The sequence below is a fragment of the Neisseria sp. MVDL19-042950 genome (assembly GCF_030504625.1).
Classification (GTDB): domain Bacteria; phylum Pseudomonadota; class Gammaproteobacteria; order Burkholderiales; family Neisseriaceae; genus Neisseria.
In genome coordinates, this window is record NZ_JAUKWH010000001.1 from 331,857 (window position 1) to 343,652 (window position 11,796).

Here is an 11,796-nt window from a genome sequence, read left to right on the forward strand (position 1 = left end):
GGCCTCTTCGCAAGACTCAAACGTTCAGTGGCAACCGCCGCTTTTGCCGCTGCAACGGTCGCAACCGCCGCATGCGCTGTTACGTGCCGCTTTGGATTTGAAAACGAATTTGCGCAATATGTAGAGCACGCACAAGACAACGATGATGCCGACGATAATATATTGTTCCATCACATAATCCTCGAAGCGATTTGATAAACCACAAGGGCAAAGATATAAGCTAGTGCAAACAGATAGCCGGTAATCAGCAGGGTATGGTAAGTGGATTTCGTTTCGCGCTTGATCACGGCGAGCGTGGCCAAGCACATCGGGGCGTATACGTACCATGCCAAGAAGGCGAAAGCGGTCGGCAAGCCCCAGTTGTTGTGCACCAAAGGAATCAGGGCGTTTTCGACGGCTTCTTCGGAACCGGCTCCTACCGCATACACCGTGCCGAGTGCGGCAACCACCACTTCGCGTGCCGCCATCCCCGGAATCATGGCGATGCACATTTCCCAAGTGAAGCCCAGCGGGGCAAACAAAGGCTGTATCAAGTGGCCGATTTTACCTGCAAAGCTGTAATCAATCGCCGCGCCTGCCGCGCCCTCGGGGGCGGCTGGGAAGCTGACCAATACCCACAAAATCACACTCATGGCGAAAATAACCGTACCGGCGCGTACTAAGAAGGCTTTGACGCGGTCCCACAGGCTGATGAGGATGTGTTTGAAGTTCGGCATACGGAAAGTGGGCAATTCCATCAACAGAGGGAAGTACTGCACTTTACCTTTGCGGCGTGCAAACAATTTCATCACATAAGCGGTTAAGCCGGCCGATGCGATACCGGCAACATACAGGCCGAAGAGCGTCAGCCCTTGCAGGTTGAATACGCCCAAAACGGTTCTTTCGGGGATAACGGCTGCGATAATCAAGGCATAAACCGGCAGACGGGCGGAGCAAGTCAGCATGGGGGCGATGGCAATCGTTACCAAACGTTCGCGCGGGTCTTGAATCGTACGTGCCGACATCACCGCAGGCACGGCACAGGCGAAGCTGGACAGCAACGGAATGAAAGCCCGGCCCGACAAACCGCTTTTCGCGAGCAGGTTATCCAACAGGAAAGCGGCGCGAGGCAGATAACCCGAGTCTTCCAACAGTAGAATAAAGGCGAACAAAATCGCGATTTGCGGCAGAAACACCAACACGCTGCCGATACCCGCAATCACACCGTTTACCAGCAAATCTTGCAGCACGCCTTCCGGTAGGGTGGCCGCTACCCATTCTCCCAGCGAACCGAACGCGCCTTCTATCGTATCCATCAGCGGCTCGGCCCATGAGTAAACGGCCTGAAAAATCAAAAGTAAGATAATAAAGAGAATAACGATGCCCCAGAAACGGTGCAGCACCAGTGCATCCAAGCGGCGGTGCCATTCCGGCAGGTTCATTTCCGTGCGGACGACTTGCTTGAGTATTTTTTCCGCTTCGGCATACAGCTCGTTACTGTCGAGAGCTTCCAAATTTTTCAAGGCAACGTCGGAATCCAGCGGATGGGTATTGTGGCGCGGCAGTTTGGCAACGGCTTCGCGCACGGCACGAATGCTGTCGCTGCGGACGGCGGCCGTTTCGAGCACCGGCACGCTTAACAATTCGCTCAATTTTGCCGCGTCGATTTTCAGGCCGCGCGAACAGGCCACATCGCTCATGTTCAGCGAAACGATCATCGGCAGGTTCAAGGTTTTCAATTCGAGAAGCATACGCAGAGTCATGCGCAGATTGGTTGCGTCGGCCACGGCGATAATCGCATCGGGGCGGTGGCCGAGTTTGCCTATGGTAACGTCGCGTGCCACGGTTTCGTCGATACTGGTCGTACGCAAACTGTATGTGCCGGGCAGGTCGATGATGTGAATGCTTTTATCGTCGAGAAAAACGCCTTCGCGCTGATCCACCGTTACCCCGGGGTAGTTGGCAACTTTGGCATTCGAGCCGGTAAGCCCGTTAAAAAGGACGGTCTTGCCGCAGTTCGGCAAGCCTACGAGTGCGAAATAACTCAAATCCATTTTGAATCTCCCATAGACGGTCTTCAGTTGCCTGAGGCCGTCTGAAAATATTTTTATTCACCCGAATTTAATCGGCAGTAACGTGGCAGAGGATTTTTTGAGCTTCGGCCAGCCGCAGAGAAAATTGCGATTGGTTGCCCAATCTCACCGCATAAGGGCCTTTGCCGAGCAAGCCGATGGCGATAACGGTTAAGGGCATGCCGTTTGAGAAACCTAAATCGGCCAAACGGCGGCTGACAACCGGATCAAGCTCGCCGAATAAGGGGTTGGGATGAATCGAATCGATATGCGCTCGGGCACCTCGGCGCAGTTGGGATAGTGGTACTACGGACATAATAAACCTACCTTCTTTATTGTGTTGTTTTGACAAACATGAAGTTGAGTTTAAGACGTGATATCGTTTTGACAGTATGAAATAGTATTAGTTTTTATTTATATCTATCTGTTATTTATATTAGTCTTTTTCATGCAGGGCTGCAATCGGACGAAGGCCGTCTGAAAAAGGTTTCAGACGGCCTTTCGGGCTTATTTGGCGTTTTTTTGAGCTAAGTCAGATATGCCATTGTTTTCTCGAGGCAATGGGGCATCTCATAAAACCACGCTTACCGATGCAATGGGATTTCGAAGCAGGTGGCACCGGAACGCGCCGATTCGTCCGTATCGATGCCGTCTGAAAACAAGCGGCACGGTTTTGCGGAGTGGCAAATTTTTCAGACGGCCTGCCGTTATCCTTCGGCCAGTTTCCGGCTGGCGGCGATAAATTCGGCCTGTTTCGCTTTGGCTTTGCCCGAATCAAGCGCTTCGCGGGCCGCTTCGAGGCCGTCTGAAAGGGAATCGGTGAGGTTGGCGGCGTAAATGGCGGCGGCGGAATTAAGCAGCACGATGTCGCGGGCCGCACCGTGTTCGCCGTTTAAGACGCTCTGCATTTTGAGCAGCGATTCTTGGCTGTTTTGCACTTTGATTTCATCCAGATTCTTGCGCACGGCAATGCCGAATTGTTCGGGGTGGATGTCGTATTCGCTAATGGAGCCGTTTTTCAGTTCGGCCACGCGGGATGCGCCCGTGATGGTGATTTCGTCCAAGCCGTCGCTGCCGTGCACCACCAAAACATGTTGCGAACCAAGTTGTTGCAGCACGCGGGCAAGAATGCCGACCAAGTCGATATGAAACACACCGAGCAGTTGGTTGGGGGCGGCGGCAGGATTGGTGAGCGGGCCGAGAATGTTGAAGATGGTGCGGATGCCGAGGCTTTTGCGCACGGGAGCCACATAGCGCATGCTGCTGTGATGGTTGGGGGCGAACATAAAACCGATGCCGACGTTTTCGATGCATTGGCCCACTTGCTCGGGCGATAAATCCAGCGACGCACCCATCTGCTCGATGATGTCGGCGGAACCGCTTGAAGAGGAAACCGAACGCCCGCCGTGTTTGGCCACCTTCGCACCTGCTACCGCCGCGACAAACATGGCAGTGCTGGAGATATTGAAAGTGTGCGCCCCGTCGCCGCCCGTACCGACGATGTCCACCAGATTATGCTTGTTCAACACCGGCACGCCGGCGGCAAATTCGCGCATCACACCGGCGGCGGCGGCGATTTCGGATACGCTTTCCACTTTGATGCGCAGGCCGGTAAGAATGGCTGCTACCAGCTCCGGCGCAACTTCGCCGCGCATAATCTGGCGCATCAAGTCGGTCATTTCGTCATAGAAAAGCTCGTTGTTGTCAATCAATCGGGCAAGGGCTTGCTGTGGTGTAATCATCGGTATTCCGCCTTTGTATGTAGGATTGAAGCCGTCTGAAATTTCCGGCTTGGTGGAAAATGCGCCGCGCCTGTTTTCAGACGGCCTGTAATAAAAGATTAAGCCGCTTGGAAATGTTGGAACTCTTTCAGGAAGTTATCCAGCATTTCATGGCCGTGTTCGGTAAGCAGGGCTTCGGGGTGGAACTGCACGCCTTCAACGGCATGGGTTTTGTGGCGCACGCCCATGATTTCGCCGTCTTCCGTCCATGCCATAATGTCCAAGCAATCGGGCAGGGTAGCGCGGTCGATAACCAAGCTGTGGTAACGGGTGCAGGTAACGGGGTTCGGTAAACCTTTAAACATGCCCGAATCGCGGTGGAACACCGGCGAAACCTTGCCGTGCATCAGCGTTTGCGCCCGCACGATATTGCCGCCGAACGCTTCGCCTATGGTTTGGTGTCCCAAACAAATACCCATAATCGGCAGCTTGCCGGCGAAGTGCCGCATGGCCGCCACGGAAATCCCCGCTTCTTTGGGCGAGCAGGGGCCGGGGCCGATAACGAGATATTGCGGTTTGAGGGCGGCGATTTCTTCCAAAGTGATGTCGTCGTTGCGGCGCACCACAACCTCTTGGCCGAGTTCGGCAAAATATTGGACGATGTTGTAGGTGAAGCTGTCGTAATTGTCGATCATTAGAAGCATGATGGATAAACCTGTATGGTATGTGGGGGCAAAGGCCGTCTGAAAGAAAAGGATTATAACGGCATTAGCGGGCGGTGTTTAGATTTTCGACACCATTGATAAATGCCTACATTTCTTCGTCGGTTGTAAATTTGCTTTTGCGGATAACGTGATACTGCCCGTGCTTAGTGTGCGGAAAAGGTCAACAGATGAGAGCTGCATAGCAAGGGCGTTTCAATCCAAAAGAGGAAGAGGCCGTCTGAAAATGCTTTCAGACGGCCTCTTAAATATTCACTTTGTTAACGGCGGCGAACCAACTGCCATGCGCGGCCGAGATAGGCAACGCTGGCGAAGCCGCTCCACACATGTACCAAGCGGGTGAACGGGAAAATCACAAACAAACCCATGCCCATCACCATATGCAGTTTGAACAGGAAGTTCACGTCTTCGATATGGCCGGCGGCTTCACCGCGGAAGGTAACGATGTGCTGCGCCCAAGTCATCAGTTTCACCATTTCGTGGCCGTCGGTATGGCCCATGCTCACGAAGATGGTCAGCAAGCCCAAGCCTAAGGTGATGATGAGCCAAATCAATACCAGTTTGTCGCGCCACGTGGTGTTGGCGGCCAAGCGGTCGCATTTCAGACGGCGTTGCAGCAGGATAATCAAGCCCGCCATCGCCATCACGCCGAAGATGCCGCCCATTACCATCGCGAAAATTTGCTTGGCACCGTGGGAAACGCCCAGCGCGTCCCAAAACCATAAAGGCGTGAGCAGGCCGAACAAATGCCCGAAAAACACGGCCAAGATGCCGACGTGAAACAGAATGTTACCCAAGCGCAATTGGCCTTCGTAAAGGATTTGGCTGGATTCGCTTTTCCACGAATATTGCTCGCGGTCGAAGCGCACGAGGCTGCCGAAAAAGAAAATCGCGAGGGCAATGTAGGGGAAGATGCCGAAGAAGAATTGGTGCAGGGTATTCATGTTTATGCTCCTGTTTGGGCCGTCTGAAAAGCGGCTTTAGGATAAAACTGTACGGTTTCGACGCTCGGTTTCAGCAGCGGCTCGGTGCCGGAAATATCGGGGCCGAACGTTTCCATCGCTTCGTCCATATCGCGCACGGGCGGCTCGATGAGGGGCTGCGGTGCTACCGGGCTGAGGGCTGTGATGCCTTGTAGCAGCACGGCATAGGGCGAACCGTTTTTCTCAAGTTTGCCGCCGATGTGGGCGATCACATGCACGGCATCGCCCAACAGTTTTTGCGCGTGTTCGGGCGGCACTTGGCTCAGGTATTCCAGCAATACGGGCAGGTAATCGGGCAGCTCATCGTTGCCCAACTCGAAACCGTGGTTGCGGTATTCTTGCAGCAAGTCCACCATGGCGCTTCCGCGGTCGCGGTCTTCACCGTACACATGCTCGAAAATGTAGAGCGCATGGTTGCGGTTGCGGTCGAAAGTGGCGACGTAGTTTTCCTGCAATTCGCGCAGGCTGTGGCTGTTTAAATAGTCTAAAAAGCTGTTCAGACGGCCTGCTTGTGTTTGCAACTCGGGCCATTCTTGTAAGGCCGTCTGAAATTCAGACAGGGCTCCGATCAGCTCGGCTTCGGGGTAGCACAGCAGCGCGGAAAACCATTTGTAAACAGGATTCGCACTCATCAGCGTACTCCTTCTTCACGGTTTTTCTCGGCATCTTTGCGCAGGCCGTGGAAGATAATCGGCGCGCCTTTGCGTTTGCCGAACAAGCTCTCTTCGCTGCTGCCGCCGGAGCAGCCGTTGCCGAAGGTAAAGCCGCAGCCGGCTTTGTCGCCGAAGCTGTTTTCCACCATTTCTTTGTGCGAAGTCGGAATCACAAAGCGGTCTTCATAATTGGCAATCGCCATGATTTGATACATGTCTTCCACCATCTCGGGCGTGAGTCCGGTGCCTTCCAGCGTTTGCGCCAGCGTTTCGCCGTGAACCACCTGCCCGCGTTTGAAACGGCGCATGGCAATCATGCGTTCCAGCGCGAATTTGATCGGCTCGACTTTGCCCGCAGTGAGCAGGTTGGCCAGATATTTCAGCGGGATGCGCATTTCGTCCACGCTCGGGATGATGCCGTTTTCGCCCACCAAACCGTTTTCGATGGCAGATTGAATCGGCGAAAGTGGCGGGATATACCAAACCATCGGCAAGGTGCGGTATTCGGGGTGCAGCGGGAACGCCACTTTCCATTCCATCGCCATTTTGTACACCGGCGATTGTTTCGCCGCATCAATCCAGCTTTGGCTGATGCCTTGTTTCAAGGCTTCGCGCTGCACTTCGGGATCATGCGGGTTCAGAAACACACCAAGTTGCTGTTCGTACAAATCCTGCGGGTTTTCCACCGAAGCGGCTTGTTCGATTTTATCCGCGTCGTACAGCAGCACGCCCAAATAACGGATGCGGCCTACGCAGGTTTCGGAACACACGGTCGGCTCGCCGGCTTCAATACGCGGATAGCAGAACACGCATTTCTCCGCTTTACCGGAAGTCCAGTTGTAGTAGATTTTTTTGTAGGGGCAGCCGGATACGCACATACGCCAGCCGCGGCATTTGTCTTGGTCGATCAACACGATACCGTCGTCTTCGCGTTTATAAATGCTGCCGGACGGGCAGGAAGCCACGCAGGTCGGGTTCAAACAATGCTCGCACAAGCGCGGCAGATACATCATGAAGGTTTGCTCAAACGCAGCGTGCATGTCTTTCTGAATGCCTTCAAACAGCACGTCTTTCGCCCGTTTCTCAAACTCACCCGCCAAATCGTCTTCCCAGTTCGGACCCCATTCCACTTTGTCCATTTTTTTGCCGGTGAGCACAGAAACCGGACGCGCGGTTGGCGGCGTTTTCATTTTCGGCGCGTTTTGCAGATGCTCGTAATCGTAGGTGAACGGTTCGTAGTAGTCGTCAATTTTCGGCATATTCGGGTTGGCAAAAATATTCGCCAAAATCTTCAACTTACCGCCTTGCTTCGGCACCAGCTTGCCGTCAGGCTTGCGCACCCAGCCGCCGTTCCATTTGTTTTGGTCTTCCCAGTTTTTCGGAAAACCGATGCCGGGCTTGGTTTCCACGTTGTTGAACCACACATATTCCACGCCGTCGCGCGAAGTCCAGACGTTTTTACAGGTAACGGAGCAGGTGTGGCAGCCGATACATTTGTCTAAGTTCAGAACCATGCCGACTTGTGCTCTGATTTTCATGGTAGTGTTCCTTTTGGTTTGGTTTTCAGACGGCCTCTCCAGTAGCGGCAGGCCGTCTGAAAAATAGCCGTTAAATGATGGGGCGGTAGCGGTAAAGTTTGTTTTATAAAGATTTTTGACAGGTAAAAGTTTAAAGGAGCGCGGGCAAGAAAAGTATGCCTAGAAAGCGTAAGAAACGGCGGCAAAATAGGGGGGACGGGTTAGCTGAAAGAGTGAATGGAAGTAATACTTTGGGAGTATTTGAAAGGCAGTCGGTTTGCATGCCTGTCGGGAAAAGCAGGAAGAGGCCGTCTGAAATCTTAATTTTTTTCAGGCGGCCGCGGATATGAATAAATAATAAGATTGAAGTAATCAGGTAGTATCATGACGACACTGCCTAGGTTTATCAAGAGGAAATATCATGCACAACGTACGCCGAATCTATCGTGCCGACAGCCGAAATCTACCAAGTAGTTAAAGATTTCAACAGCGGGCATTTTGGCATCATCGGATGATTGTTTTGTTAACGATCTTGATCTAAAAGGCCGTCTGAAAGTTTTCAGACGGCCTTTTGAGGGGGGGGCAGGTTAGCGCGGGCGGCAAGTTGTTTCCAAAAGTTTGCGGCTGGTTCGGTAATTGCTGTCAGGGTAAGTGAGCACGGCCGTACCGTTTTTCTCATGCCATCTTAAGGTATTGGCATCATTCGCATAATATTCACCCGATGCGGCCGGAGCGCGATGGGCGGGAACGATAAACGTATCTTTGCCGTTGTTAAAGCTGACCACGATATTGTCGGCGCTTTTATAGTTCACAAAAACTTTATAGCCGTTGTCGCAAATGTCTGTTTAAAACCTTTTCAGGCAGGCATTTGTTTAAACCGCCTCGAAATCCCTCATCGGTATTATTCCACGGAAACCGGCACGCAATCTTCCGTTCCGTTATTTTGCACGCGGTGTGTCAGGCCGGAATCGATCACGATGCTTTTGCCCGCGCCGATTATTCGGCTGCTGTTTTCGTCGTCTGGCAGTTCGGCATAGCCTTGCAGCACCAGTCAAATATCTTGTTCTTTCGGCGGGGCGGCGGGGATATTTACAAAGCACCCTCATGTGGGATTTTCAGACGGCCTATGTAGCTGAGGCCGTCTGAAAAAAGCATAAGCCATTGATTCAAAGAATAAGTGAAAAGTTTATCCCAGCAACACCGAAGTCATGCTTAACGAACCGCCGACAATCTCGTCATTGAACAGCTTGACTTCATCTTCTTCATCACGCAACGCCATGATGTAGAGCAGGGGCAGGTAATGTTCGGGCGTGGGCACGGATAAAGCGGCAGCTTCGCCCAAACGCAGGTAGTGGGTCAAGGTTTCGTTATCCCGATTCAAAATGGCTTGGTTGATGTCGCGGCGGAAGGTTTCCGCCCATTCGTAAGCCGCACCCGCTTGGCGGATATGGGCAAAGCTGATGGTGCGCAGGTTGTGAACGATATTGCCGCTGCCGACAATCAACACGCCTTGTTCGCGCAAGGGCTTGAGCTTTTGCGCCAATGCGAAATGCCATTCGGCGGGTTGATTTCGGTTCAGGCTCAGTTGCACGACGGGAATGTCGGCTTCGGGATAGAGAGGCTTGAGTACACCCCATGTGCCGTGGTCGAAACCCCGCTGCATATCGACGGATACCGGTTCGGGCGCGAGCAAACGCTGCACTTCGGCAGCAAGTACCAGTGGGCAGAAATCATCAGTATGGCGCGGGGCTTGGGAAACTGCGCCGCAACCTGCCTGAAGCCTCGGGTAAACGGATTATCCGCTTCGATAACGTTCATCGGGCTGCCATGGCCGAGAAATAGGGCGGGGGTTTTGTTCATAGGGCTATTGAAATGTAACGATGCCTGTCTGAAAACGGATAACTATAGCCAATCAGATTATTTTTACTACTGCGTTGCTGTGCCTTGCCGTACTACTTGTACTGTCTTCGGCTTGCTGCCTTGTATTAAAAATAATCTGATTGACTATAAGGTGTTGGCACAGCCAACCCTTAACCCGTTTCAGACAGGCATAATCAATCGAACGGCTTACAGGCCGAATACTTTCAGACGGCCTTCCAGCGGCTCGAATGTTTTCTCACCCGCAGGTGCATCAATGCCGCCGAACACCATTTGCGCACGCAATGTCCAATTGGCGGGAACCGACCATTCTTGGGCAACGGCGTTGTCAATCAGCGGGTTGTAGTGTTGCAGGTTGGCGCCGATACCGGCAGCGGCGAGCGTGGTCCATACTGCGTATTGGTGCATGGCATCGGCGTGTTCCGCCCAGATAGGGAAATTGTCGGCATAGCTGGGGAAGCGTTCCTGCAAGCCTTTTACGACGTTTTGGTCTTCAAAAAACAGCACCGAACCGGCTGCGGCTTTAAACATATCCAGCTTTTGCTTGGTCGGCTCGAAGTTTTCGGCGGGTACGATGGCGCGCAAGGCATCTTCGGCAAATTGCCACAGCTTTTCGTGTTCCGCACCGAACAGCACCACCACACGGGTAGATTGTGAATTGAACGACGAAGGCGTGTGCAGCACGGCATGCTTGATAATCTCGGCCACTTCGGCAGCAGGCAGAGGCAGGTTTTTGTTTAAAGCGTAAACGGAGCGGCGGGTTTCAGCAGCTTTTTGAATAGTCGTATAAGTCATCATAGTTTCCTTATAGAAAGATAAATGGAAAATTATTAAAGTTTTTTTGTCAGATATTCTCAGGCAGTCGTTATGCTGCCTTGTTGAATTTATTATCCAAGGCCCAAGCACCGCCGCCTGCCGCTGCGATATACAGGAAAATAAAGCAGAACAGGGCCGCCGCTTCACCGCCGTTCATCAACGGCAGCAAAGGTATTTGGGCGGCATGTGCCATAAAATAGGCCACAGCCATTTGGCCGGACAAAACAAACGCTACCGGACGGGTAAACAAACCCAGCAGCAAGAACAAACCGCCGAATACTTCAAGAATGCCGGCCAAACCGTAAATCGACATAAGTTGCAAGCCGTCGAACATTTCGAGGTGCGGCAGCGCAAACAGCTTCGCCGTACCGTGCAGCATAAACATATAGGCCGAAGTGATGCGGAGAACCGATAATAAAACAGGTTGGAAACGGGCTAGGCGGTTACAGGAATTCGTCATCTTGATTACTCGTGTGGTTAAAAAAACGAGCGCAGTATAGATATTCTCTTTTCATGGATATATACTCGTTTTATTGAAAAATCATTTCCTATTAAGAAATCATGGATACCCTGTTCAGCCTCAAAGTCTTCCGCCAAGTAGTCGAAAACGGCAGCTTTACCCGTGCCGCCGAACACTTAGGCATTTCCAACGCCATGGCCAGCAAGCATGTGAACCATTTGGAAAGCACCCTCCAAGCCAAGCTCTTACACCGCAACAGCCGCAACCTCCACCTCACCGAAACCGGCAAAGAATACTACCGCCAGTGCTGCCACGCCCTCGAAACCCTCGAAACCGCCGCCCAGAAAGCCGCCGGCGTAACCGAAAAACCGCAAGGCATTCTGCGTATTACCATGCCGCAATGGTTCGCCAATCCGCGCATCAGCCGCTGGATCAGCGAATACACGCAACGCTATCCCGAAGTAGCGCTCGATTTGGTGCTCAGCAACCGCCATACCGACCTCATCGCCGACGGTTTCGACCTCGCCCTGCGCGTTTCCAACGACCCCAATCCGTCGTTGATTGTCAAACCATTGGCCGATATCGAGTTCCTTTTACTTGCTTCCCCCGATTACCTGCGGCGTAACGGCGTGCCGCAAACTCCTGAAGAAGTCGCACGGCATCTCGCCATTTTGCCCTCTTACACCAATATAAGCCGTATAGAAATCCAACATAAACACAGCGGCGAACAGAGCCTGCTCGAATTAACATCCACCGTTTACAGCGACAATACTTTGATGATAGGCAGCCTGATCCGCGCAGGTGCCGGCATCGGTTTCCAACCCGAATGGTGCGCCTGCGAAGACCTAATCGCCGGCAGAGTAGTGCGCCTGCTGCCCGACTACCGTTTCCTGACGGCAAAACTTTATGCCGCTTATGTGGATCGTGCGTTTTTGAGTGCGAAGGTGAGGAGTTTTATTGATTTTTTGAGTGAGAAGGTTAAGGAGTGATGATTA

At 52.7% G+C, this 11,796-nt stretch carries 13 protein-coding genes and 1 pseudogene; 1 reads left to right on the forward strand and 13 read right to left on the reverse strand.

Going from position 1 to position 11,796, the window contains the following annotated elements:
• Window positions 1-24 precede the first annotated feature (24 nt).
• From Q0X97_RS01550 to Q0X97_RS01610, 13 genes and pseudogenes are all read right to left on the reverse strand, one after another.
• Entirely contained in the window at window positions 25-171 is a 147-nt protein-coding gene (locus tag Q0X97_RS01550) for a FeoB-associated Cys-rich membrane protein (RefSeq protein ID WP_302065500.1), read from the reverse strand.
• The gene (locus Q0X97_RS01555; protein ID WP_302065501.1) at window positions 171-2,033 is read right to left on the reverse strand and encodes a ferrous iron transporter B; all 1,863 of its coding nucleotides are present in this window, start codon (window positions 2,031-2,033) and stop codon (window positions 171-173) included. The genes Q0X97_RS01550 and Q0X97_RS01555 overlap by 1 nt, the downstream gene beginning before the upstream one ends.
• A gap of 67 nt (window positions 2,034-2,100) precedes the next feature.
• Window positions 2,101-2,367, reverse strand: a complete 267-nt coding sequence (locus Q0X97_RS01560; RefSeq protein ID WP_302065502.1) for a FeoA family protein — start codon at window positions 2,365-2,367, stop codon at window positions 2,101-2,103.
• A gap of 391 nt (window positions 2,368-2,758) precedes the next feature.
• Window positions 2,759-3,793, reverse strand: coding sequence for an anthranilate phosphoribosyltransferase (trpD, locus tag Q0X97_RS01565; protein ID WP_302067658.1), 1,035 nt, complete (start codon window positions 3,791-3,793; stop codon window positions 2,759-2,761).
• A 98-nt stretch (window positions 3,794-3,891) separates the two neighbouring features.
• A complete protein-coding gene (locus Q0X97_RS01570) occupies window positions 3,892-4,476 on the reverse strand; it encodes an aminodeoxychorismate/anthranilate synthase component II (protein WP_302065504.1) in 585 nt (194 codons plus the stop codon).
• Window positions 4,477-4,754: 278 nt separating this feature from the next.
• Window positions 4,755-5,438, reverse strand: a complete 684-nt coding sequence (gene narI / locus Q0X97_RS01575; protein ID WP_199903430.1) for a respiratory nitrate reductase subunit gamma — start codon at window positions 5,436-5,438, stop codon at window positions 4,755-4,757.
• 2 nt (window positions 5,439-5,440) lie between these two features.
• Complete coding sequence (narJ, locus tag Q0X97_RS01580) at window positions 5,441-6,109, reverse strand: nitrate reductase molybdenum cofactor assembly chaperone (RefSeq protein ID WP_085362530.1); 669 nt, start codon at window positions 6,107-6,109, stop codon at window positions 5,441-5,443.
• The gene (narH, locus tag Q0X97_RS01585) at window positions 6,109-7,668 is read right to left on the reverse strand and encodes a nitrate reductase subunit beta (protein WP_302065505.1); all 1,560 of its coding nucleotides are present in this window, start codon (window positions 7,666-7,668) and stop codon (window positions 6,109-6,111) included. Before narH ends, narJ begins: the two co-directional genes overlap by 1 nt.
• A 566-nt stretch (window positions 7,669-8,234) precedes the next feature.
• A complete protein-coding gene (locus tag Q0X97_RS01590; protein WP_302065525.1) occupies window positions 8,235-8,486 on the reverse strand; it encodes an MliC family protein in 252 nt (83 codons plus the stop codon).
• Window positions 8,487-8,548: 62 nt separating this feature from the next.
• Window positions 8,549-8,695 carry a cupin domain-containing protein gene (locus Q0X97_RS01595; RefSeq protein WP_302065506.1) on the reverse strand — a complete coding sequence of 49 codons (147 nt, stop codon included), beginning with the start codon at window positions 8,693-8,695 and terminating at the stop codon, window positions 8,549-8,551.
• Between the two features lie 138 nt (window positions 8,696-8,833).
• A pseudogene (locus Q0X97_RS01600) lies at window positions 8,834-9,507 on the reverse strand (dioxygenase).
• 207 nt (window positions 9,508-9,714) lie between these two features.
• Window positions 9,715-10,320 (reverse strand): nitroreductase family protein, encoded by a 606-nt coding sequence (locus Q0X97_RS01605; protein ID WP_302065526.1) that lies wholly within the window; start codon window positions 10,318-10,320, stop codon window positions 9,715-9,717.
• Between the two features lie 70 nt (window positions 10,321-10,390).
• Window positions 10,391-10,801 carry a DoxX family protein gene (locus tag Q0X97_RS01610; protein WP_302065507.1) on the reverse strand — a complete coding sequence of 137 codons (411 nt, stop codon included), beginning with the start codon at window positions 10,799-10,801 and terminating at the stop codon, window positions 10,391-10,393.
• 101 nt (window positions 10,802-10,902) lie between these two features.
• Here Q0X97_RS01610 and Q0X97_RS01615 point away from each other — a divergent pair, with 101 nt between their 5' ends.
• On the forward strand, window positions 10,903-11,790 hold the full coding sequence (locus Q0X97_RS01615) for a LysR family transcriptional regulator (protein WP_302065508.1): 888 nt from the start codon (window positions 10,903-10,905) through the stop codon (window positions 11,788-11,790).
• Window positions 11,791-11,796: the final 6 nt, after the last annotated feature.